Annotated in this window: 22 protein-coding genes and 1 pseudogene; 3 read left to right on the top strand and 20 right to left on the bottom strand. The window is 60.9% G+C overall.

Features of this window, described 5'->3' with window-relative positions:
• Positions 1-244: 244 nt before the first annotated feature.
• The gene (locus KH208_RS08005; RefSeq protein ID WP_291435332.1) at positions 245-1,630 is read right to left on the bottom strand and encodes a sugar porter family MFS transporter; all 1,386 of its coding nucleotides are present in this window, start codon (positions 1,628-1,630) and stop codon (positions 245-247) included.
• A gap of 301 nt (positions 1,631-1,931) precedes the next feature.
• On the opposite strand from KH208_RS08005, the gene galE reads away from it, so the two are divergent.
• Positions 1,932-2,918 (top strand): UDP-glucose 4-epimerase GalE, encoded by a 987-nt coding sequence (galE, locus tag KH208_RS08000; protein WP_291435330.1) that lies wholly within the window; start codon positions 1,932-1,934, stop codon positions 2,916-2,918.
• A gap of 66 nt (positions 2,919-2,984) precedes the next feature.
• Here galE and KH208_RS07995 read toward each other — a convergent pair whose 3' ends face one another.
• The 10 genes from KH208_RS07995 to KH208_RS07950 all read right to left on the bottom strand — a co-directional run bounded on the left by KH208_RS07995 (position 2,985) and on the right by KH208_RS07950 (position 14,927).
• The gene (locus KH208_RS07995; protein ID WP_291435328.1) at positions 2,985-5,057 is read right to left on the bottom strand and encodes a methyl-accepting chemotaxis protein; all 2,073 of its coding nucleotides are present in this window, start codon (positions 5,055-5,057) and stop codon (positions 2,985-2,987) included.
• A gap of 498 nt (positions 5,058-5,555) precedes the next feature.
• The gene (locus KH208_RS07990; protein WP_291435326.1) at positions 5,556-6,257 is read right to left on the bottom strand and encodes a Crp/Fnr family transcriptional regulator; all 702 of its coding nucleotides are present in this window, start codon (positions 6,255-6,257) and stop codon (positions 5,556-5,558) included.
• A 177-nt stretch (positions 6,258-6,434) separates the two neighbouring features.
• On the bottom strand, positions 6,435-7,967 hold the full coding sequence (locus KH208_RS07985; protein WP_291435324.1) for an aldehyde dehydrogenase family protein: 1,533 nt from the start codon (positions 7,965-7,967) through the stop codon (positions 6,435-6,437).
• A 69-nt stretch (positions 7,968-8,036) separates the two neighbouring features.
• Positions 8,037-9,188, bottom strand: coding sequence for an iron-containing alcohol dehydrogenase (locus tag KH208_RS07980; RefSeq protein WP_291435323.1), 1,152 nt, complete (start codon positions 9,186-9,188; stop codon positions 8,037-8,039).
• Between the two features lie 476 nt (positions 9,189-9,664).
• On the bottom strand, positions 9,665-10,381 hold the full coding sequence (locus tag KH208_RS07975; RefSeq protein ID WP_291435322.1) for a hypothetical protein: 717 nt from the start codon (positions 10,379-10,381) through the stop codon (positions 9,665-9,667).
• 59 nt (positions 10,382-10,440) lie between these two features.
• Complete coding sequence (locus tag KH208_RS07970; RefSeq protein WP_291435321.1) at positions 10,441-11,763, bottom strand: TRAP transporter large permease subunit; 1,323 nt, start codon at positions 11,761-11,763, stop codon at positions 10,441-10,443.
• Between the two features lie 34 nt (positions 11,764-11,797).
• Positions 11,798-12,382: a TRAP transporter small permease subunit gene (locus KH208_RS07965; protein ID WP_291435319.1), complete on the bottom strand. Its 585-nt coding sequence runs from the start codon at positions 12,380-12,382 to the stop codon at positions 11,798-11,800.
• 124 nt (positions 12,383-12,506) lie between these two features.
• Positions 12,507-13,622, bottom strand: a complete 1,116-nt coding sequence (locus KH208_RS07960; protein ID WP_291435317.1) for a TRAP transporter substrate-binding protein — start codon at positions 13,620-13,622, stop codon at positions 12,507-12,509.
• 458 nt (positions 13,623-14,080) lie between these two features.
• Positions 14,081-14,239 carry a hypothetical protein gene (locus tag KH208_RS07955; RefSeq protein ID WP_291435316.1) on the bottom strand — a complete coding sequence of 53 codons (159 nt, stop codon included), beginning with the start codon at positions 14,237-14,239 and terminating at the stop codon, positions 14,081-14,083.
• Positions 14,226-14,927 (bottom strand): hypothetical protein, encoded by a 702-nt coding sequence (locus tag KH208_RS07950; RefSeq protein WP_291435314.1) that lies wholly within the window; start codon positions 14,925-14,927, stop codon positions 14,226-14,228. The genes KH208_RS07955 and KH208_RS07950 overlap by 14 nt, the downstream gene beginning before the upstream one ends.
• On the opposite strand from KH208_RS07950, the gene KH208_RS07945 reads away from it, so the two are divergent.
• On the top strand, positions 14,908-15,837 hold the full coding sequence (locus KH208_RS07945) for a bifunctional methionine sulfoxide reductase B/A protein (RefSeq protein WP_291435312.1): 930 nt from the start codon (positions 14,908-14,910) through the stop codon (positions 15,835-15,837). The genes KH208_RS07950 and KH208_RS07945 overlap by 20 nt on opposite strands.
• Before the next feature lie 243 nt (positions 15,838-16,080).
• A pseudogene (locus KH208_RS07940) lies at positions 16,081-16,393 on the top strand (YnfA family protein).
• A 9-nt stretch (positions 16,394-16,402) separates the two neighbouring features.
• On the opposite strand, the gene KH208_RS07935 reads toward KH208_RS07940, so the two are convergent.
• From KH208_RS07935 to KH208_RS07895, 9 genes are all read right to left on the bottom strand, one after another.
• Positions 16,403-17,596: an MFS transporter gene (locus tag KH208_RS07935; RefSeq protein WP_291435311.1), complete on the bottom strand. Its 1,194-nt coding sequence runs from the start codon at positions 17,594-17,596 to the stop codon at positions 16,403-16,405.
• Between the two features lie 231 nt (positions 17,597-17,827).
• A complete protein-coding gene (locus KH208_RS07930; protein WP_291435309.1) occupies positions 17,828-18,010 on the bottom strand; it encodes a hypothetical protein in 183 nt (60 codons plus the stop codon).
• Between the two features lie 99 nt (positions 18,011-18,109).
• Positions 18,110-19,189, bottom strand: a complete 1,080-nt coding sequence (locus tag KH208_RS07925; protein ID WP_291435308.1) for an ABC transporter substrate-binding protein — start codon at positions 19,187-19,189, stop codon at positions 18,110-18,112.
• An 88-nt stretch (positions 19,190-19,277) separates the two neighbouring features.
• On the bottom strand, positions 19,278-19,796 hold the full coding sequence (locus KH208_RS07920) for a hypothetical protein (RefSeq protein WP_291435307.1): 519 nt from the start codon (positions 19,794-19,796) through the stop codon (positions 19,278-19,280).
• A gap of 10 nt (positions 19,797-19,806) precedes the next feature.
• On the bottom strand, positions 19,807-20,592 hold the full coding sequence (locus KH208_RS07915) for an ABC transporter ATP-binding protein (RefSeq protein ID WP_291435306.1): 786 nt from the start codon (positions 20,590-20,592) through the stop codon (positions 19,807-19,809).
• 24 nt (positions 20,593-20,616) lie between these two features.
• Complete coding sequence (locus KH208_RS07910) at positions 20,617-21,462, bottom strand: ABC transporter permease (protein ID WP_291435305.1); 846 nt, start codon at positions 21,460-21,462, stop codon at positions 20,617-20,619.
• A gap of 3 nt (positions 21,463-21,465) precedes the next feature.
• A complete protein-coding gene (locus tag KH208_RS07905; protein WP_291435304.1) occupies positions 21,466-22,260 on the bottom strand; it encodes an ABC transporter permease in 795 nt (264 codons plus the stop codon).
• Between the two features lie 40 nt (positions 22,261-22,300).
• Positions 22,301-23,056, bottom strand: coding sequence for an ABC transporter ATP-binding protein (locus tag KH208_RS07900; RefSeq protein ID WP_008685278.1), 756 nt, complete (start codon positions 23,054-23,056; stop codon positions 22,301-22,303).
• A 369-nt stretch (positions 23,057-23,425) separates the two neighbouring features.
• The coding region (locus tag KH208_RS07895; protein WP_291435303.1) for an NAD(P)(+) transhydrogenase (Re/Si-specific) subunit beta at positions 23,426-23,650 on the bottom strand (225 nt) is incomplete at its 5' end.

The following is a 23,650-nucleotide window of genomic DNA, read 5'->3' as shown; positions in this document are numbered from 1 at the left end:
CGGGCGGTGATGCAATGGCGCGGGTTTCGTGCTTCGCGCCGGTCGCTGGGGAACTTGTGAGTCTTATGAATGCCCACGGTCATGGGCTCCGCGAACCGATAGTCAAAAAGATTGCTGCCGCGATCCGTGGCAGTGCTGTCTTTATCTTTACGTTACAGTCAAGGCAACACGGCTTTGCCGCCACGTTGGGAAAAAGAGCCGCTTTGGGCGGCTCTTTTTCCGGTCATGAGCGGCTCACCCGGACTCAGGCGGCCGTATCGCCGCCCAGATCGCGCAAGGGCTTGCCCGCCATCAGATTGCGCTCCAGATGTTCCAGGCTCACGCCCTTGGTTTCCGGGGTTATCCTGACGGTCAGCCAGATGAACAGGGCGTTCAGGGCGGCGAACAGCCAGAAGGTATGGGCCGCGCCCTGCCAGGCCAGCAGCGGCGGAAACATGTAGCCGATGCAGGCGTTGGCCAGCCAGTTGGTGGTCGTGGAGCACATGATGCCGAATTCGCGGCTTTTGAGCGGCTGGATTTCGGAGCAGAGCACCCAGACCAGCGGCCCGGCGCTCATGGCGAAGCCGATGATAAAGACCAGCAGCACGCCCACGGAAAAGAGCCGCGCCCCGGCGGTGTCCGTGCCCAGGTGAAACATCAGGCCCAGCAGGCCCATGCTCAGGGCCATGACCGTATAGCCCAGGGTGAGGATGGGCCGCCGTCCCCAGCGGTCCACCAGGCCGATGGCGATGAACGTGGCCAGCACATTGGTCAGGCCCACGGCCACCGTACCCCACATCTGCTGCTGAATGCCCGCGTAGCCCGCTTCCTCAAAGATTTTGGGCGCGTAGTACATGATGACGTTTATGCCCGTGAATTGCTGCATGAGCTGCAAGAGCATGCCCAGCCCCACGACCCGGCGCACGTTGCGGTTGCTCTTGAACAACTGCCAGCCCTCCTGCCTGACGGACAGACTCTCGCGGATTTCAGTCAACTCTCCGGCGGCCTCTTCCGGACTTTCGCGCAGACGGGTCAGCACGGCGCGGGCGTCGTCCACGCGGCCTTGCATGGCCAGCCAGCGCGGGCTGCGGGGCAGAAAAATCACCGCCGCCAGCAAAAGGGCCGAGGGGATGCCGGGGATGCCGAACATCCAGCGCCAGGCCCCGGAAGAACTCAGGGCCGTGTCGATGAGATAGGCCGCCAGAATGCCGATGGTGATCATCAACTGGTACAGGGAGATGATCCCGCCCCTGAAGCGCACGGGCGAGATTTCCGAGAGGTAGAGCGGCGCGGTGAACGAGGCCACGCCCACGGCCAGGCCCAATACAAAGCGCCCGGCGATGAGCCAGGAAACCTGCGGGGCCCAGGCCGCCAGCGCCGAACCCAGTACAAACAGGGCGGCCGCGATCATCAGACTGATCTTGCGCCCCAGTTCCTTACAGAGGCGGGACCCGGCCACGGCGCCCACGGCGGCGCCCAGCATCAGCACGCTGACCACCCACCCCTCGGCATCGGCGTCAATGGCGAACTCTTTGGTCACAAAGGGCAGCGCCCCGGAAACCGAGCCGATGTCCAGGCCGAACAGCAGGCCCGCCAGCGCGCCCGTAAAACAGACAAAAACCACAAAGGTCAGATTTTTCATTGGTGTCATATATGATTGTCCTTTGGCACGGCCCGTGACCGTGCCGATGGTGATGCCTGTACTGTGAGCCGGCCCTCGTGTTTTGACAAGCGGTGTTCCGTCTCCCGCTCCGTCTTGCCAAAGACGGCGTTACGGGCCAGAATCGAAAGTAGGGCGCGTTAAGGCCGGTGAGCACGGCGTGGCGGATGCGTGCATGCGCGACGGCGCACGAAGGTTCCGCAGCGGCCTTCAGCCGGATTTTTACGGGGTGGATTACATTGTTGACGGCGCGCGCCAACCGACGCGAGCCCGAGGAAGAGGGAGAAGAAACATGGCGATTCTGGTCTGCGGCGGAGCCGGTTACATCGGCTCGCATAATGTACGCGCCCTGCTGGCGCGCGGCGAGGAAGCCGTGGTCATCGACAATTTTCTGACCGGACATCGCCAAGCCGTGCCCGCGGGCGTGCGCCTCCATGAAGGGGATATTCGTGATCCCGAAGCCCTGGACAGGGTCTTCAGCGAAAACCGCATCGACGCGGTGCTCCACTTCGCGGCCAGTTCTCTGGTGGGCGAGAGCATGGAAAGGCCGCTGGCCTATTTCAACAACAATGTCCACGGGATGCAGATGCTGCTGGAAGCCATGCAGCGGCATGGCGTGGACAAGATCGTCTTTTCCTCCACGGCGGCGGTCTATGGCGAGCCGCGACGCGTGCCCATCGAGGAGAACGACCCCACCCGGCCCGCCAACCCCTACGGCGAAAGCAAGCTGATGATGGAAAACATCATGCGCTGGGTGGGCCGGACGCACGGCATGCGCTCCGTGATACTGCGTTATTTCAACGTGGCCGGGGCTCTGCCCGGCGGAGCCATCGGCGAGGACCACCGGCCGGAAAGCCATCTTATTCCCCTGATCCTCCAGGTGCCCCTGGGCCTGCGCGAACATATCACGGTGTTCGGCGAGGACTATCCCACGCCCGACGGCACCTGCATCCGGGACTATCTGGACGTCATGGATCTGGCCGACGCCCATATGCGTGCCCTGGACCACCTGCGGCGCGGCGGCGAAAGCGTCATCTGCAATCTGGGCAACGGCCGGGGATTTTCCGTACGGGAGATGATTGAGGCCGCGCGGCGGGTCACGGGCCACGCTGTTCCGATGCGCGTGGGGCCGCGCCGTGCGGGCGATCCGGCCCGGCTGGTGGCCTCGGCGCGGCGCGCGCGGGATATCCTGGGTTGGGAACCCAGGGTGGACATCGAGGGCATCATCGCCTCGGCCTGGGAATGGCATTGCGCGCATCCCCACGGCTTCGGCGACTGAGCCCGAATCTGCTTTTTCGTTTCTTCCCCGGCGCCGCGCTCATCCTCGGCATCGGGGGCGTTCAGCTTACTGTTCTTGCATCCGGGCCACCAGAGCCCGCAGCCCCTCGGTCTGGGCCGCGAGCCCGGCCACGGCCCTGGCGGCTTCCGCCATGCTTTCGGCGGTCTGGCCGACCATGCTGTTGACCCGTTCGATATTGGCGTTGATCTCCTCCGAGGCGGCGGACTGCTGCTCGCTGGCCGTTGCAATGGCCCGAACCTGGTCGGCCGTGGCCTCGGCGGTGCTCACGATGTCGGTCAGGGCATGGCCGGAGTCATTGGCAAAGCCCGTGGCCTTGTCAATCTGGAGCACGGCGTTTTCCACAGAGGCCATGCTTTTGTTGGTGCTTTCCTGAATGGCCTGGATGGCGCTGCTCACGTCGTGAGTGGAAGCCATGGTTTTTTCGGCCAGTTTGCGCACCTCGTCAGCCACCACGGCAAAGCCTCGCCCGGCCTCGCCCGCGCGGGCCGCCTCAATGGCCGCATTCAAGGCCAGCAGATTGGTCTGGTCCGCAATATCGGAGATCACGGTCATAATCCGGCTGATGGCCCCGGCATGCTCGTTGAGCTGCTCCATGTCCGTGCGCAGTTCCAGCGAAACCGCGTGCACCCGCTCAATGCTTTGCAGCGACTGATGCACGATCTGCGCGCCGCTTTCGGCCTTGGCCCTGGTCTCGCCGGAGAATTGGGACGTGCTGGAGACATTGCGGGCCACTTCCTGCACCGTGGCGTTCATTTCATTGATGGCCGTGGCGGCTTCGGCCAGGCTCCGGGCCGATTCGGAGGCGATCCGGTCGGATTGCTCAATCTGGACCGAAAGCGCGCCGGAGGCGTCGGAAATGACCCGGATGGCCTCGTCCAGACTCTCGGCCACGCCCAGCATGGCTTCGGTCTTGGCCTGGGCCGCCGCGCCCGCCTCTTCCGCCCGCAGCATGGAGGCGCGGGCCTTTTCTTCCTCACTGTGGGCTTTTTGCTCGCTTTCCTGGGAACGGCGCAGGGTCTCGTTGATATGGGCGAGCATTTTCGCAAAACTTTCGTACAGACTCAGCAGCTCGCCGGAAAACAGCGTCCTGTCGGGCAGCGCGGCCTGTATGTCGCCGTCGGCAATGGTTTCGGATGTACTGCTGAGCAGGCCCAGGGGGCGGTTGATGCTGCGCAGGATCAGCGCGCCCAGAATGAATACCGCCACGGCCATGACCAGGGAGAAGATCACGCTGATCCGCAGCATGTCGTAAGTGCCCTCAAAAACCTCGTCCGCGTCGATGGCATAGATGTATTTCCAGCCGCGTTGGTCGCTGAAGATGTTGACCAGCACGTCCCGGCCATTGACCTCGGCCATGTGCACGCCGTTGGGCATGGCGTAGATTGTGTCGAGGCCGGGCATTTTTTTGTCCGCCACCTTGCTGAACAGGGCCTCGGTATTGCGGGTCGCCACGATGATGCCGCTTGAATCAATAAGGGTCAGGCGGCCGGTGCGGCCGATCTCCATGGCGGAAATGCTTTTTGAAAGCGTGGCGAGGCTTACCTCGATGTAGGAGACGCCCGCCGTCCTGCCCCCGTCCTTGACCGTATGCACAAAGGAGCACACGGGCGTGCCCGCCGCGGTCAGGTAGACGGAATGGGCCGCGCCCGTGCCGCTGTCCACGGCGGACTGGTACCAGGGACGCTTGCGCGGATCGAAACCCGCGGGATAGGCAATGGGAGGATACTCCAGAAAACCTCCGTCCGCGGAGCCCAGGCCCACGGCCAGGTAAGAAGAGCTGGATTCGGCAAGCTGTTCCAGTATCTTGTCCAGCTCCAGGGCCTGGGGGCTCATTTCCCGGCGCGTGTGCGTCTTGGACGCGCTCAGTCCGACATGGGAGGGAAGGTGCCCGGCCGCCTCGGCCGTCTGCGGCAGTCCGGCCAGAAAGGCGCTGTTGTCTTCGGCGGTGTTGAAGAAGAGCGAAACATAGTTCGTGACGCTCTGGACGGTCGTTTTTGAGCCGCTTACCGCGATCTGGTAGCTGTCCTCATAGGCGTAGTATGCCATGAAGGACACCACGAGCGCGATGGCCGCGATGAAGGAAGCCATAAGGCTGATGAGTTTGGCGCGTATGGTCACTATATGCTCCTGTAAGGCGCTGTCGCCGGATCGTCGGAATGACGTCGGTCCGGCGCGCGGAGGTTCGGCGCGGGGCTTGTTCCGGCTCTGTATGGGATGAAAAAACTGCGGGAATAGGCTGTCTCCCGGCGGCTCGGGCGCGCCGCGCATTGCGCGGGCCCGTGCCGGGGCTTGTCCGGCAGCATAGGTATACGTATGTTGTATACTTTTTTAAAAGATATAAGAAAAAATATGGCAATGCAAGGCGAATTTAAAAAATATAATAAGCGTTATTTATAGTTATATGGAAAATGTCGATAACAGTATATTTAATTTTATATGTCATCATATAATGCTTTTAACGCCGCTTCAAAACTTTGAAATTTGTTTCATGACAATTTGTATGGCTATATTCACAAATATCGCTGTGCGCATAATCGGATATGCGTACGGCAATGCGCTGCCGCCGCACGGAGCCGCGCCCCTGGGATAAAGCGGATCGCGCGGATGCGGTCCGTCTCAGCGGCTTGCCAGGGAAAGCAACAGATTCCAGTCGCTGATCTGGACTTTGCGGGCGGTAAAGGAGGAGATCACGCCGTGCTGTTTGAGGCGCTGCAGGGCTCGTGCCAGGGTGGCCCGGTGGATGCCCAGCAGGTCGGCCACTTCCTGCTGGGTCATGTGGCAGGGAAAGGCGCTTTGGTTGTTGTTTTTGCGGGCCAGGCTGAGGATGAAGCGGCAGAGGTGGATTTCATGGCGGCCGGTGCCCATGTCCGCCAGAAAGGTATAGTGGATGAGCATCTTGATGCCCATGGAGCGCAGCAGGTTGGCGATCTGGACCGGGTGCTCGCGGATGAAGGCGGCATCCTCCAGCAGATTTTCCGGGAAGCGCCAGACTTCGGACTCCGAGGTGCAGACAAAGCGCCCCTCGGGATTGTATCCGGCCAGGGTGCGCGCTTCGTTGAACAGGCAGCCCGGTTCGATGCACATGGTGAGCCGTTCGCGGCCGCAGGAAGAGGTATAGAAAATGCCCACCGAACCTCGGGACAGGTAGTACATGCCCCTGGTCTTCTGGTGGGGAATTACGGCGTCCTTGGGATAGACGGATCTGACGGCGTAGCGCAGCACGTCCTCCCAGGGCTTGTTGAGTTCGGCTACATGTCCGATGCGGGCCATTTCTCCATCCGTCGTGTCAACGGGCCGGGTCTGAGGGGAGATTGTCATAGACTGCTCCGGAACGGCGGGAGGGGGTTTCCCCTCCCGCCGCGTATGGCGCGGCCCGGAGCGTTGGGGTTTGGGAATGTCCCGCCGCCCCGCGCGGATTCCCCATCGAATCCGCGCCGTGAACCTGTCGCGGGGCGCATGGCCGTCAGACGACAGGTTCAAGCGCGTGATGCGCTGCTACGATGCCACGCAGGATCGTACTGATGTATTGGCGGCGGTCTTGGGCGCCTGCCCCTTGGGATGATGTGTGCGCACGGTGGTGACTTTGTTCTGGGTGAAGAAGTTCAGGCCGTCCTTGCCCTGAACCTTGTCCGTGCCCAGCAGCGAGCCCTTGATGCCGCCGAAGGGCACATAGGGATGCGGCGCGCAGATGCCCACGTTCACGCCCACCATGCCCACGTCGGCCAGGCGGCTGAAGCGCTCGATGTAATAGGCGTTCTGGGTGAAGATGCACGCGCCGTTGCCGAATTCCGAAGCCCGGATCAGGTTGAGGGCGTCGTCCATGTCCGCCACCTTGATGGTGGCTACCAGCGGCCCGAAGACTTCGGTGGTGAACAGGGGGTTGCAGGGCGTCACGTCCCTGATGATGGTGGGCCCCACGAAGAAGCCGTTCTTGTTCTTCTCGGGCAGGACGGGATTGCGCCCATCAAGAATAAGTTCGCAATTGCCGTGGGCAAGGGCGATGTCCACGTACTTGGCGACATTGTCGGCGGCGGCGCGGGAAATCAGCGGTCCCATGTAGACGTCGGGATCAAAGGCGTCGCCCACTTTGACGGTTTTGGAGGCTTCCAGAATGCGCTCCATGACCGCGTCGTAGATTTCGGGCACGGCGGCCACGATGGACCCTGCCAGGCAGCGCTGCCCGGCCGAGCCGTAGCAGGAATTGAGGAAGTTATCCACAAAGACGTCCAGATTGGCGTCTTCCATGACCAGGAGCATGTTCTTGGCCCCGCCCAGGAGCATGGAACGCTTGGCCCCCCTGGCGCAGCCCTCGGCCATTTTTTTGGCCGTGGGCGTGGAACCCACCAGGCAGACCCCGGCCATGCGCGGGTCTTCATACCAGGTGCCGGGAATGGAGCGATCGCCGTGGATCACGTTGACCACGCCCGCGGGCAGGCCGATTTCCTGGAAGAGTTCGCAGATGAGCTGCATAAAGTAGGGCGACTGGGTGGAAGGCTTGAAGATGAAGGTATTGCCCGCCGCGATGGCGTAGGGGATGAACCAGCCGAAGACCAGGGCCGGGAAGTTGAAGGGGGCCACGCCGCCGAACACGCCCAGGGACTGCCGCACAACCTTGACGGAAATGCTGCTTGAGACCTGGTCCAGAATGTCGCCCTGGATCAGGGAAGGCGTGCCGCAGGCGGATTCCAGGATCTCGATGACGCGCTGCACTTCGCCGCGCGCTTCGGAGATGTGCTTGGCCTGGTCCCAGGCAATGCCCTGGGCCAGTTTTTCGTGATTGCGGATCATGGCCTCGCGCAATTTGAAGATATAAGCCACGCGCTTGGCCACCGGAACTTCGCGCCAGGTCTGGTAGGCCTCCCAGGCCGTGGCGATGGCCGCTTCGCAGGCATCCGCCCCGGACATGGGCACTTCGCCGATCTGCCCGCCGGTGGAGGGGTTGTACAAAGGCTTGACCGGCGCGCCTGCTTCTTCGCGCCACTGGCCGTTGATGAAGTTTTTGATCTTGACGTAGGGAAAGTCGGACATGGTCTGCTCCTGTGCCCCTGAGGGCGGTTGCGTGTTGCGCGCGGAGAGGGTGTGCCGCGTCGGGTGTTCTCAGTAAAATTGCTCCAGCAGCTTTTCCAGCACGTCGGCGGTGCCCTTGCGCGGATTGCTGTCCATCAGACGTTTGTAGGCCGCACCCAGTTCGGCCACGCCGCGCAGTTCTTCCCGGCGGATGCCGTAATTGGACAGGCCCTGCTTGATGCCCAGGTCGTCCATGAGGTTCACGAAGCCCGCGGCGGCGCTTTTGGCTTTTTCGCGCATTGAGGCTCCGGCCGGGGCGCTGCCCAGGATTTCGGCGATGACCGCGAATTTTTCGGGCGCGGCCAGGGCGTTGAAGCTCATGCCCATGGGCGCGCACACCGCCATCATCAGGCCGTGGGGGATGTGGTGCTCCGAGGGCACGGACATGCCCAGAGCGTGGATGATGCCGTTCTGGGTGTTGGAAAAGCCCATGCCGCTGATGGCCGCGCCGTAGAGCATCTGCTCGCGTGCCTCCATATTGCCGCCGTTGGCGTAGACCTTGCGGATATTGTCGGAGATCATGCGCATGGCCTGAAGGTTCAGGGCGTCCGTAAAGGGCGTGGCGTGCAGGCTCACATAGGACTCGATGCAGTGCACCAGCGCGTCCAGGCCGGTGATGGCCGTGTAAAAGGGCGGCAGGCCGGCGGTCAGCTCAGGGTCCAGCAGAACCACCTTGGCGTAGAGATAGTCGCTGACCGTGCCCTGCTTGGAATCGGTGATCGGGTCATTGAGCACCGCGTTGGAGGTCATTTCGCTGCCCGTGCCCGCCGTGGTGGGAATCAGGATGGTGGGCATGCAGGCCGAGGGCACCTTGTGCAGGCCGAAATAGCGGCTCATGGGGCCTTCGTGCACGGCCAGCAGGGCCGTGGCCTTGGTGCTGTCCAGGGCGCTGCCCCCGCCCAGGCCCACCAGCAGTTCCACCTTGTTCTGCCTGACCCAGGCGGCGGCCTTTTCAATGGACGCCGGGGTGGGATCCAGCTCGGCCTGGTCATAGAGCAGGGCGTCCACGCCCGCGCCCTTGAGGGAAGCCATCAGCGGCGTATGGATGCCCGCGCCCACCAGGCCTTTGTCCGTGATCACGGCCACCGTGCGGCAGCCGAGGCGCAGAACCTCGTCGCCCAGTTTCGCCGCGACGCCCCGGCCGTACACCACCCGCTCAACGGTTTGGAAACTCGAAAACATAGTCTTGCTCTCCTCCTGATACTGAAGTGATCCCGGCGGCGGGCTGAACGGATGCCGCGGCAATGCGGCAGGCTTTCCACCTTCCGGCGGTTTCCATCATGTTTTTGCTTTTTGGGTCTGTTTTTCTATCGCAAATGCGACACGCGTCTTTTTTTCGGAGAAAAGGCCGGGAACTGGCCATCAGAATAATTTCGAAAGGAAAGAGGCCCGCCCGGCAACTGACCGGGCGGGCCTGAGGCTGTTGACAACGTCGGCAGCCCCGAAAATCCGGAGCAGGCCGCGGCTTTGCCGCGCCGTTAAGCGACTGATTTTCGTGCCTTTCCACCCGGCGGCTTAGCCGCCGTTGGTGGCGCAAACCCCGCGAAGCGGGGTTTGTTATCAGTCTGAAGCCCGCCCGGTCAGTTGCCGGGCGGGCCTCTCAGCCACCATAAAAACGGGTCTGCTTGGAGCGGTTTACCTTGGAAAATGACTCCGCTCTAATGGTTATAGGTCTGCAGCTCCAGCACCGGCAGGCTGAAATCCACCAGTATATTGGCAACACCGCCCTTGCCGTCGCCCAGCAGGGTCACTTCCGCTTCACGCGTTTCAGCCGCCACCACCTGCAGGAGTTCGGAGAGATTGCGCGCCGTGACTTTTGTTTCGCGGCTCATCTCTCGGGTGTCGAACCATGCGTAACTTATCCGGTCCGGATTTTCCTTTTTATGCAGTTTTTCGATGCGGCCTTGCAGGCCTTGGGGACCATCAACCTTGAGGGCGGCCACGAAGTCCAGACGGACGCCGTCCGCCAGCATGGCCAGCATTTCAAATCCCATATTCCGCAAACTGTTGTTGACCGCCTCCAGCCGTTTGCCGGTATAGGCTTCCATGAGGCTTACGCGCACCAGAGCATCCCGGCGGAATTCCAGACGCACGCTCCAGGGCAGTCCGGCAAAGTCGGCTTCAGGCAGCAGGACGTCCCCGGCGAAGTCGCCCTTGCCCGGCGCTGCTCCCGGCAGTTTCATGGCCTGCGCCCGTGGCAGGCCGAAGGTGTAGGAAGCGAAAAGCATGGGCGCGGCCTGCTGCAAGGTGGCGCATTCCGATGCCGTGGCGCAGGCCCGGGCAGCGCTTGGCGCGGCAGGGGCGTCCTCCGGCCGGAAGAGCATTCCGGCCAGAAGCAGGCAGCAGAGAATCGGCAGAATGGTGGTAACGCGCATGGGCACTCCGTGCATTGCGGCGTGCGCGGCGGGAATTTTCCACCGCGCACGGTATCTGCTTATTGTTTCAGATAATTGGGCAGCCAGGTCACTATGGCAGGGAACAGAATGATCAGGATAAGCCCCACCAGCTGGCAGCCGATATACTGGAACATGCCCTTATAGATGTCATTCAGCGGCCAGTGCGGCAGGCTGCCCTTGATGAAGTAACAGGAAAGGGCCACAGGCGGCGAAAGCCAGGATGTCTGCAGGGTCACGGCCACCACCAGGCAGAACCAGAGCTTGTCGAACTGCATGGCTTCCACCACAGGGATAAGCAGCGGCACCAGAATAAGCACGATAGGCACCCACTCCATGGCCCAGCCCATGAAGAAGATGATGGCCATGATCAGAAACAGCATGAACATGGGGGCGATGTCCATGCCCAGCAGGGCGTTGGACAGGGCCACGGCACCGCCCAGACGGGAAAAGACGGAACCGAAGAAGTTGCAGGAGGCGATCATGATCAGGATCATGGACGAAAGCAGGATGGTGCTGTGCAGGGCCTTGGCCAGCCCTTTCCAGGTGAACTTGCGGTAGACGATGACCAGAGCCAACGCGCCGAATGCGCCGCAGGCCGAAGCCTCGGTGGGCGTGGCGATGCCGCAGAGGATGCTGCCCAGGGTGGAGAAAATGAGGATGGCCAGGGGCACCGCGCCGATGAGCAGCTCCTTGAGTACGAGGGCCATGCTGGCGGCGCGTTCTTCTTTGGGCAGGGGCGGCCCGTACTGGGGCCGGATAGCGCACTTGATCAGCGAATAGGCGACGTAGATACCGGCCAGCAGAAGGCCGGGCAGGATGGCGGCGGCAAAAAGGTCCGTGATGGGCAGGCCCATGATGGGACCGAGCACCACCAGCATGATGCTGGGCGGAATGAGGATGCCCAGTGTTCCGGCGGCGGCTATGCAGCCCGCGCCCATGCGGATGTCGTAGCCGCTGCGGCGCATGGAGGGTTCGGCCATGATGCAGAGCAGGTTGACCGAAGAGCCCACAATACCCGTGGCCGCGGCAAAAATAGTGCCCGTCAGGCTGATGGCTCCATATAGGGAGCCGGGCAGGCGGGCCAGCAACAGTTGGAATGATCGGAACAGTCTGTCCATGAGCCCCGCGCCTTCCAGGAGATAACCCATGAGCAGAAAGAAGGGGATCGCACCCATGACCGGGTCGCTCATGACCTGCCAGAACTGGATGGTCAGCAAATGGAAGACCAGCTTGCCGAAGCCGAGAAAACCGAACAGCAGTCCGCTGAAAATCATGGTGTAGGAAATGGGGAAGCCCGTACAGAACAGGCCGAACATGGAGATGATGGACAGGACCGCCAGCATTTCATTTGATATATCCATGAGGGTGATCTCCTTCAGATGCCCTGACCGGCGGCTAGTCCTTGGCCTCGCCGAGTTGTTCGCTGTTCCAGAGGTTTTGGCCGGTTTTCCAGCGGTAATAACATTTGATCGCTTCAGAAATACCCTGCAGCAGGGTCAGCGCCACACATACCGGAATAGCCATCTTGGCGGGCCAGATAACGGGCATCCACGGACTGGTGACGGAAACCTCGTTCTGGATGAAAGACTTCCAGGCATATGCGGTGGCGATATACAAAAAGACCAGATGCGCGGGGAAGAAGAAAATGATGTAGTTGGCCAGGTCCACGGCGGCCTTGGTTCTGACCGACCAGGAATGGTAGAAAAAATCCGTGCGGATGTGGTTGCCGGTCAGCAGGCAGTAGGGGGAACCGAGCATGAAATGAACGGCGTAGAGTATCATGGCCATGTCCATGGCCCAGATGGACGGCGCTGTGAAGACGTTACGCATAACCACTTCGTACATCACGGAAAGCATCATGGGGATGGCCAGCCATGACGTCAGCTTACCCACGCCGGTATTGAACCTGTCCACGGCGGCAACGATTCTTTTGGGGCCCGGCGCCACTCGCGCCACGGCCGGTTCAAGCAATTGAGACATAGCGTCCTCCTGAAACAGTCCGGCATGCGCGTTTCCGCGCAGCGTCGGGTCGGGCTGAAGAGCTGACGACGCGTGCCGTCGGGAGCGCGCGGGGGCATGGGCTCCCGCGCGCCGGGCATGCGGTTTACTTGTAGTCGGTGATGATGCCTTCATCCATGGCGGTTTTGCCCATCATGTAATACAGGCCGTTGGAGCGCACCTGGAAGGGCACGGTGAGCTTTGCCCAGGCGATCTGGGAGTCGTGCACCTTTTTGAAGAAAGGATCCTTGGTGTACTTGGCGATGACTGTGCGGGCCGCCTTCATGAAAGCGGGATAGTAGTCGGCCGGGGTTTCCTCGATGATCACGCCGTTTTCGCGCACCATCTTTTCCAGGGCCTCGGAATTGACCTTGATGCCGTTGAGCAGCTGATCGGTGACGCAGGCCTTCATGGCCACGTTGACCACCATCTGGAGGTGCTTGGGCAACGCTTCGAACCAGGTCTTGTTGATATACACGTCGCCGATGGAAATGGCCTGGTGCAGGCCCTGCAGATAATAGTGTTTCCAGATTTCGGGGAAGCCCATCACAATGTCTTCGCCGGGAGCGATCCATTCGGCCGCGTCAATGGCGCCGCGCTGGGCGGCGGGAATGATGTCGCCGCCGGCCATGGACACGACGGGCATGCCCATTTCCTTGAAGGCTTCCGCAGGCACGCCTGGAGGGGCGCGGAAGGTCAGCTTGTTGATCTGGGTGTGGGAGGTGTATTTTTCATGGAACCAGCCGAAACATTCGGGGCCCATGGGCAATACGGGCCAGGACATCATGTCCAGCTTCAGGATGTCCTGATAGTACTCGTTGAGCAACTTGATGCCGTCGCCTTCAAACATCCAGGAAAGCTGCGCCATCTGGTCAAGGCCGTAGCCCAGGCCGCCGATGGGGGCTGAAAAGAGCGTGCCTGCGGGATGCTTGCCCGAGGCCCAGTGCGTCCAGCACATGCCGCCGTTGACCAGGCCTTCGCTCACGGCGTCGAATATCTCGAAGTTTTTGACGATTGCGCCGTCGGCATACAGCTCGACCTTGATCTGGCCCTGAGAGAGTTCTTCAATGTTTTTCTTCAGACGCTCCAGGGTCTTGAAGTACATGCTTGAGGTCGCCAGAGAGGTCTGGATTTTCAACTCGTAGGTCTTGGCCGATGCCGTGGAAAACCCGCAGGAAACCACCAGAGTCATGGCTAACAACACTAAAAACAGCTTCTTCATGACAACTCCTCGCTTATGGGTTGATGGGCGAAATCTGTGCAGTCTGTCTTGTTCCTCCTTTGCGGGGCATACCGCGTTGGATCCGGCCTTTTGCATTGTTGTTGAAGAAAAGTGACGTTCTTCCGTAAACTGTTCTAGGATAGTTCACGCATGAAATGCGCCAACTGCTCCGCAAGGATTTGCAGACAAATCCTTGCCGCGAAATGCGAGCAGGCGGGCTTTGCTCGCCGTAAACGAGCATTTCAAGTCTTAAATGCTCTAATGAGCGCCCATTGGGCGCGGTACAAACGAGACAAGGGACTCTTTAACGGTAAAATAGCTTTTCCCGACTGCGCGCGATATCGCAAATGCGACATTGCCGGATTTTTTTAGATGGAGAGTGTGCGGATTGTCGATTTTTCAAGTAGTAGCCATCCCTTATAACTGATTATATATAGATGTGTATTTCAAGGGCGCTTTCATTGATTGAGGAATGGGCCTCCCCGTTTCACGGGGCATGGCCGAATCGCATCCGCGCCGCTGCCGATAAATAATCCCTGCATGGTAGAGTGGTTATTGGGGTTGAAGCCAGGCAATTGAATGAATGCCTCAATCATCGGATATTCATTTGTTTCCATAAGTGAGTCTTCCTTCCTCATTCCCGCGAACGCAGCCGACGCAGTCGGCAAGTGAGCGGGGCTGGTTTTGCGGGAATTTTGCAAAATTGGCGATTTTTTCGTGTGGGCAAGGCAGCGGCGCGTTTTTGCGCGGAACATACTCAAGTATGTGAGCAGCAAAAACGCGCCGATAACGCCGCCCGCGCGGAAAAGGCGGATTTTGTAAAATAACCGCAAAGTTACAGGACGGCTGACGCAAGAGTATTTTTCTTTTTCGTTCTATCCGTTCGATTGCCCTGGGGGTTGAAGCCAGGGGCATTGCCTCGCTGCCGGAACGGATATATTCTGAGACAGATGGGCGGCGTGGTGCGCCGTCCTGACGAGACCTTCTATGCGCGGCCGTGCTGACGGCCAAAGCGCGAGGAAAGCCCATGACCCCCGCAATCTTGGAGCAGATCAATATTGAAATGCTGCGCACTTCAACGGTTACGCCGCCCGCGTGCTGCGGGAAAAACACGGTTTTTCCCTGCGCCGGGCACGGACGTCTGCTCCCGCAACCGCCGGAGCAATTCACTTTTTCAAAGTTGAAATGCTCCGGCATATTCCGGAGCGCGCCCATACTTTTTCTGCTGCTCTGGCTGGTTATTCCGGCCATGGCGGCCGTTGCGGCCGCGTCCGACGAGGCAGCCATGAATACCGGACATCCCATGCCCCCGCTCAGCGAGCGGGAGGCTGACGTTTTGTTGCGCAAGGCCACGGAGGCCCCCTATACGGGCCGTTATCTCAACAATCATGCGGCGGGCACCTATATTTGCCGCCAGTGCGGCATGCCGCTCTACCACTCCGAGGACAAATTCGAATCCGGCTGCGGCTGGCCCAGCTTTGACGACGCCGTGCCCGGCGCGGTGCGCCGCGTGCCCGATGCCGACGGGCAGCGGGTGGAAATCCTCTGCGCGCATTGCGGCGGGCATTTGGGGCATGTTTTTGAGGGCGAAGGCTTCACGGCCAAAAATACCCGCCATTGCGTCAATTCCCTGTCCATGAGTTTCGCGCCTGCGGGCAGCGAGGAGGAAAAGGCGGCCTTTGCCCGCGCCAAGACCGTGGCTGCCTGCACGGGCACGGCCATTGTGGCCGGTGGGTGTTTCTGGGGGGTGGAGGACGCCTTCCACAAACTGCCCGGCGTCTGTGAGGCGGTTTCCGGCTATACGGGCGGACATGTTCCGGCGCCCCGCTATGAGGACGTCTGCCGGGGCGACACCGGGCACGCCGAGGCCGTGCGGGTGACTTTCGACCCGTCGAAAGTCACCTATGAGCAGATTCTGCGCCGCTTTTTCGAGATCCACGATCCGACCCAGCTTAACCGCCAGGGTCCGGATGTGGGCGGGCAATATCGCTCGGCCGTCTTTTATCTGGATGAGGAACAGAAGGCTGTGGCCGAAAAGCTCATGGCCCGGCTCAGGAATCTGGGCTATAAGGTCGTCACGCAATTACGCCCGGCCGGAGCTTTTTATGAGGCGGAAGCCTACCACCAGGGCTTCGCGGAGCGCACCGGCCGGGGGGCCTGCCATCTGGCGGTACCGCGTTTCGAGCGCCGCGCCGACGGCAGTCCGGCGGAATAGGATCGGTCCCGGCGCTTGTTCGGGGGCTGAGCGATCTGATGAAACTGAGCCTGGGTAAAACCAGGCGGCCTGGAGACTGCCAAATACAGGACGGGTTGGCCCTGAAAGAGTCAATCCGTCCTGTGTCTGTTTTTGAATGGCCCGGCCATGGAGTACGAGACGTTGCGCGCCTCGCCGTTCCCGTCGCGGTCTTTTCTCCGCGTTTGAGTTGGCATACCCTGCGGCCATGTTCTATGTAAAAACATTTTTTCTTTTTTTGTCACAGCCTTGGCGGAAATAATCGGCTGCTTTTTCCCTATTGCCGGCTGTGAAAAAACGGCCCCGTCCGGCTGTTGATTCCGGCGGCCTTGAACCTGGCGCTGTTCGCCTGGCTGCTGACTCTGCACCCGGCGGCCAGCGGAAGAGTCTATGCGGCCTATGGCTGCGTTTATGTGGGCACCTCTGGCTGAGAGCCGCCGACGGAGTGCGGCTGTCCGCCACGGATATGGCTGGCGGAGCCGTGGCACTGCTGGGCATGTTGATTGTCGTGAGCGGATGGAGAAATGCCGCCGGATGAGCGGCATCCTCAGGCGTGCAGCCGCCGCAGCGCCGGCGCCAGGCAGACGATGGCCACGCCCGCGAGTACAATGGGCGCCAGAGCCCAGCGCAGGTCCAGAAGGTGGGAAAGCAAGCCCACCATGGGCGGGCAGGCCAGAAAACCCAGAAAGCTCAGGGAAGAAACCAGGGAGATGGCCACGCTGGTAGGCACCTTGCGGGACTTGCCCGCCAGGCTGTAGCAGAGCGGCACCACCGAGGCCATGCCGAAGCCCACCAGAGCCAGGCCGGCGGTGGCGATCTCCAGCCGGGGCCGGAGCAGAGCCAGGGCCATGCCCACGGCGATGCAGCCGCCGCTCAGTTGCAGCACGGGCGTCACCCCGTAGCGGCCCACCAGACGGTCGGCCACGAAACGGCCCAGGACCATGGCCGTCATGCAGGCCACATAGCCCAGGCGGACCAGTTCCTCGCCGGGGCGGATCACTTGGGCGAAATAGACCGAACTCCAGTCGTACATGGCGCCTTCCGTGGCCATGCTGCCGAAGGCGATCAGGCCCAGCAGCACCAGATAGAGATCCGGCTTGTAAGAAACCGGACCCGCGTCCGCCGCGCGTTTGCCCAGGCGCACGTCGCGCGGCAGGGTCCAGCGCCGGAGGCCCGCCAGCACCGCCAGACTCAACGCGAAGACCAGGCAGAAATGGACCAGGGGCTTCACGCCCAGCGGGGCCAGCACCGCGCCCAGTATGCCGCCCGCAAGGCCGCCCAGGCTCCACATGCCGTGAAAAGTCGCCATGATGCTGCGGCCGTACAGGGTTTCCACGCCCACGGCCTGGGAGTTGAGCGAGATGTTCAGCATATTGTCGGTAAAGCCGAAACAGAACAACGCCGCGAACAACAGCGATGTCGTGGGCGCGAGGCCCAGACTGACCAGGCTGGAGCCGAAAAGGATCATGGACAGGATCACGGCCTTGCGGCTGCCGCAGCGCTCAATGAGCCAGGCCGAAAAGGCGATGGACAGCACCTGGCCCAGGGGCGCGGCAAAGAGCACGCCGCCGAGCCGGGCGTCGCTGAGGCCCAGGCTTTGCTTGATGTCCGGTATGCGGCTGGCCCAGGTGGCAAAAATAAGGCCCATGACCCCAAAAAGACTGTTGACGGCCGTGCGGTAATGGGCCTTGGGCGAATGCGGGCGCAGATGTTGCAGATGGTCCGCGAATATATGGCGCATGGCGAATCTCCCGCCGCGTACGGCAAGACAAATGCTTTGTCGGATAAAAATCGCTTCTCCGGGAAGCGGTGTTTGCTCACCTTGGTCGGAGAAGCTCTGCCGCCCGGGTCTCCGGGGACTGGAGGAATATTCCCTTCGGGTCGTATCGGAACGTCAGCTCCGCTGACTATTTTTGTCGCTATTTCCTGTATCAGCAGGAAGGTCAATGAGAAAGCGGACCGTATTTCTTTTTCATATCTCAACAAGATAACTGAACTTTGCCTCTGCCGGCGCGGCGTGAGCGCGGAGGTTTTCTGTTTTATCAATTTCTGTACGGCTCGCGTCTCCCGTCACCAGCGGGTTCCAGTGGAATTTTTTAGTTTGATTGTTCAAACAATTTTGTTTGTAGCGCCAAAGCCTGTCGTTGGGAAGCATCCGCGACCGGCTTTTCCCGGCCGGAAATAAAAAAGCGGGCCCTTCTTCCACGGAAGAAGGGCCCTTTGTTCACCCGCGGCAGCGGGTTATGCGTTCAGTTTACTTGTAGGAAGGGATGGGGGTCTGAACCTGCTTCAGGAACTTGTTGGTGGCGTACTTGCCGTCCTTCACCTTCTTGGCTTCCTCGGGGGTGATGCGGCCCACGGTGGTGAAGAATTCGGCGATTTCGCCCTGCCACTTCTGAGCCTGGCTCTGGCCCTTGGAGTCGTCGAACATGACCAGCTGTTCTTCCAGGTTGTACACGGGGTGCTTCTGGATGTCCTTCAGGGCCAGACCCTTGTCATAGTCCTTGCCGGCCCATTCCAGGAAGAAGCGACGGTATTCGGGCACCAGGCTTTCGGCGCTTTCTTTCTGAAGCATGTTCACGGCGCGCAGATAAATGCCCAGGAACTTGGCGGTGATCTCAGGATGGGCATTGGCATACTTGGCATCGGCGATCAGCACGATGGGGTTGCCCTTTTTGCACATCTTGAGGTCGGCGGCCAGCACGCCGCCCTTGTCCATGGCCAGGAAGAGGTGCGGCGCCCACAGGGCCACGCCGTCGCCGATGTTGTTTTCAAACGCGCCCACGGCCTGGGCCTGATCCATGTTCTTGATGACCACGTCGCTGTCCTTGAGGCCCAGCACGTTCAGCCAGGAGGAAAGGGCGTAGTGGGCGGAGCTCACGGTGGTGACCAGGAAGGTCTTGCCCTTCACGGTTTCGGGACTGCCCAGCACGTCGGGATAGTCTTTGTTCCAGCCCTTGACCTTGGCGATGGGGCTGTCCTTGCGGACCACCACGCCGTTGGTCATGGATTCGTCGTTGCCGTTGCCGATGATGATGGTGTCGTAACGCAGGTTGCCCAGCATGGCAGGCACGGCGCCCATGCCCGCGAAGACCCATTCGCCGGAAGGCAGGGCGTTCAGAATGTCGGCGCCGGAGTTGAAGTATTTGATTTCAACGTCCAGACCGGCTTCTTTATCCCAGCCTTTTTCCTTGGCATACCATATCAGGAAGGTTTCGTGCTCGTCCATCCACGCGGTGGGCACTTTCACCAGTTTTCCGGCGGCCATGGCGGCGCCGGAGATGCTCAGAACAAACACGGCGGCCATTGCCAGGGCAATCCATTTTTTCAACATACTCGTCCTCCAGAATAACGGTTAAGTCCGGGTGGTCACGCTTGCGCGCGCTCCGTACAGTCCGGACACGGGCCGTCTACGGCTACGGCTATACCCCTTTACCCATGCTATGTAGCAGCTCCGAAGAGCTTCCGTCCGTAAGGCGTGTTGTTTTCCGGCCGGGCCGGGGCGCATTTTCGCTTTCGCCGTCCGCCGGGGCATGCCCCAGAGCCTGTTCCGCTGCGGCCTGCCTTTGCCTGGTTATGGTTAAAGCATAGCAGGTGCGTAGGCGGTAGGCAAGATATTGCAGCAGACAGCCGGCTCCGGCCAGAAGCAGGCTCACAATCCAGTGGGTTCCGGCCAGCCACGCGCCGAAAGCCGCCAGGCAGAGCAACAGGCCTCCCAGCCGCCGCGCAAGCACGCGGCGGTAGACGCTTGCGACGGCTTCGGGGCTGTCCGCCTGTGCGTCCGTCTGGTCTTCCATCCGCCCGTTTGTCCGGGACGGACCCGGGGCGGACGGTTCGCCGCGCCCGGCGAGTCGCGCGCAGAGCGCGCGCACCGCCAGCCAGACGGCAACGGCGCCCACTGTGCCCGCCAGCAGATTGAACATCAGGGTGGCTGTGCTCATGCCTGTTTCCTCAGAGGATCAGTTCGGTGTTGGCGATGATCTCTTCGCGCAGTTCCAGCAGTTCCATGGACGTGTGCTCGCGCGGACGGGGCAGATTGATGGTGTACTCCGTCTTGATGGTGCCGGGCAGCTTGCCTTCCATCAGCACAATGCGGTCGCCCAGGAAGAGCGCTTCGTCGATGTTGTTGGTGACGAAGAGCACCGTGCGTTTGTCCTGCTCCCAGATGCGGGCGGTTTCCACCTGCATGTACATGCGGGTCTGGGCGTCGAGCTGGCCGAAGGGTTCGTCCAGCAGCATGACCTTGGGCGAGTTGGCATAAGCCCGCGCGATGCCCACGCGCTGCTTCATGCCGCCCGACAACTGGTGGGGGTAGTGGTTTTCAAAACCTTCCAGGCCTACCATCTTGATGTAGTGGTTCGCGATGTTGTGGCGCTCGGCCGCCGGCACATTGCGCAGTTTGAGGCCCAGCTCGACGTTGTCGCGCACGGTTTTCCAGGCGAAGAGCATGTAGCTCTGGAAGACGATGCCGCGGTCCGGCCCGGGGCCGGTGACCGGCTCGCCGTCCAGGGTGACGTAGCCCTTGTCCGGGATTTCCAGGCCCGCGATGATCTTCAGCAGGGTGGACTTGCCGCTCTGACCGGGACCGAGCACCACCAGGAACTCGTTTTCATAGACGTCCAGGGTGATGTCTTTGATGACCGGCACTTCCTGGTTGCCCTTCTGGATGAAGGTCTTGCTGATGTCCTCGCAGTGGATCTTCAGAACCGGAGGACTTTTGACGTTCTGTTCGCTCATGTGTCTATCCTTCGTGCTGTCGCATTAGACGTTGTCGATGCTGCGCTTCCAGGGGCAGAGCTTGCGCTCGAGAAGGGAGACGCCCAGAGAGCTGATCCAGGCCGCCGCCGCGATGAGCAGCATGCCGCTGAGGACCAGGGAGGGATTGTGCGTGTCCATGCCGCGCTTGATCAGGAAGCCCAGACCGTCGCGGGAGTTCATCAGTTCGGCGGCCAGCACGCAGGTCCATGCCGCGCTGAGCGAGATCTGCAGACCCGCGAAAACCGCCGGGAAGGAGGCCGGGAAGCAGACATGGAGGATTTCGTCCCGGCGCTTGCCGCCGAGCACGCGGATGACGTCGTACAGGTCCGGGTCCACCAGGCGCACGCCGTTGTAAGCGTTCAGCAGGCAGGGCACGAAGGTGCCGATGATGATGATGAAGACCTTGGAGAATTCGCCGATGCCGAACCACAAAATGGCGATGGACACCCAGGCGATGGGCGGCATGGGCTTGAACAGGTCGAAGAGCGGCTTGACGATGCCGTGGACTGTTTTGTTCAAAGCCATGAACAGGCCCAGGGGCACGGCCACGACGCTGGCCAGGACAAAGCCGATGATGACGCGCTGGAAGCTGGCCCAGATGTGGCCCCAGAGGTTGGTGCCCGCGAATTTCATGCCGGTCAGGCGGATCATCTGATCCAGCACCTGGCTGGGCGTGGCCAGGGAGTCGCGGAAGATTTTTTCAGCCGCGGTCCAGTGCCAGAGCGAGAAAAAGGCCACAATGGACACGCAATACAGGAAGTACGTGTTGGTAATCAGTTTATAGAGCGTAAACCGTCCGCGTTCAGCCGCATGGTCGACGGTTTCGTTGGCAATGGATGAAGACGCCATGAATTACCTCCTGATGCCGGCCAGCAGCCTCTTTTCGATATAGTCGATGATGATCCCGATGATGGCGCCGGAAACGCCCACGCAGATCATGCCGAGCACGATCAGGTCAGGCCGGGCCACGCGTCCGCCCATGGTGATGAGGAAGCCCAGGCCGGAGTCGGCGGCCAGCAGTTCCGCGCCCACCAGGTTGGTCCAGCAGTAGGCCAAGGCAAGCTGGAGCGCGCCGAAAACCATGGGCAGCGAGGACGGGATGCACAACTGGGTGAAGATCTGCCAGTCGTTGGCCCCGTATGTTCTGGCCATCTGGATCAGCACCGGGCTGGTCATGCGCACGCCCACGTAGGCGTTGATCACGCAGGGCACAATGCCCGCGATCCAGATGATGAACACCTTGCCGGTCAGGCCGATGCCGAACCAGAACACGGTGAGGGGAATCCACGCGATGGGCGGGATGGGCCGGATGAGTTCGAAAATGGGGCGGAACAGGCCTTCGGCAACTTTGAACCAGCCCATGGCCAGGCCCAGGGGCAGGCCCACCAGCAGCGCCAGCACGTAGCCGATGAAGGCTTCCTGCAAACTGGTCTTGAAGTGGGTCGCCATCACGGCGCCGTCGGGGTTGGGGTTGGTCAGTTTGTCTATGAAGGCGTCGAAGACCTGGCTGGGAGAGGCCAGCAGAGTCTGGGGAATCATGCCCGAGCGCACCGCGGTTTCCCAGATAAGGAAAAAGGCGATAATGCTGATATAGGGGAGCGCTCGAAGCAGAGGCGGTTCTTTTACAACGACAGTCTGATAAGCCATAACATCCTCCGGGCTGCGTTGGTATGGTCAGGCGCGCGCCTCACCACCAGCGGATAAGTTCCGTGACCTGCCTGCGCAGCTCCACAAATCTGGGATCAATAAGTTTGCGGGGGCGGGGCAGGTCCACCTGGATTTCCGCCTTGACCTTGGTGGGCTTGTTGGTCAGCACCAGAATGCGCTCGGCCACGTACACGGCCTCCTCAATATTATGCGTGACAAAGAGGATGGTGCTGTTCAGCTTTTGCCAGAGATTGACCAGCTCGTCTTCAAGGTAGAAACGCAGCTTCACGTCCAACTGTCCGTATGGCTCGTCCATGAGCAGCAGATCGGGATTCACGGCGAAAGCGCGCGAAACCGCGATGCGCTGCATCATGCTGGCTGAAACCTGGTTGGGATAGAGGTCGGCGCAGGAGGAGAGGCCGACAAGATCCATGATGTCCGAGGCGCGCTGTTCGCGCTCGGCCTTGGGAACCCCTTTGACTTCCATGCCGTAAGCCACATTTTCGCGCACGGTGCGCCAAGGCAGGCAGGTGGGTTCCTGAAAGACGTAGGCGATATTGTGCTTTTTGGGATTGGCTTCCTGCCCGTCGATGAGGATATCGCCTTCCGTGGCGGGCATCAGCTTGGAAAGACAGTTCAGAAATGTGGTCTTGCCGCAACCGGTGGGACCGACGATGGCCAGTAACTCCCCTTTTTTGATGGTGAAGTTGATGCCATCAAGAACGGTGAGAGCGCCAAAACGCTTGGTGAGATTATTCACCCGGATTTTGACGTCAGCTTCTTCCTGACAGGGCACTGGCAGCTCCTTGGTGTTGACGTGAGGGACTCCGTGGGACTCCTTTATGAACCCCGGCTGGGGTTTTGCCTCAAACCGGTAAGCTGTAAACTGAAAAAGAGTAAAATTTCACTATGCTTAACTTCTACCGCATCCACATCCCCGGCATACGGGGCGCGGCGGGCGGGGGATTGCCCGTTGCGGCGCGGCGATGCCGTTATTTCCCTTGTCGGATACAAACAACGTACGGGTTTATTTGAGCATTGTCACCTCCTTTGGGTTTTTGCCGGAAAATTTGTGAAAGATGGCACATGTTTTATGACGCCATTGCGGCCGTGACAGCCGCGAGGCGGAGCGGCATGTGCCGCTCCGCCATTGATCCTGTTTGCGCTACCGCGCCATGGCCAGCAGCTTGTCCAGACTGGCTCCGGCGTCGCCCAGCAGCAAGGTGACGCCGGGCTTGGTGTAGAGGGGGTTGTCCACGCCCGCGTAACCGGGCTTTTCGTCATAGTTGCAGATGATCACGGCCTTGGCCTTGTCCGCTTCCAGGATGGGCATGCCGTAAATGGGGGTGCCCTCGGCGGTGTTGGCCGCCGGGTTGACCACGTCGTTGGC

The sequence above is a fragment of the Desulfovibrio sp. genome, from assembly GCF_018379785.1.
GTDB lineage: Bacteria > Desulfobacterota > Desulfovibrionia > Desulfovibrionales > Desulfovibrionaceae > Desulfovibrio.
The sequence above is the reverse complement of the archived record's forward strand: the minus strand, read 5'-3'. Positions and strand labels throughout refer to the sequence as shown.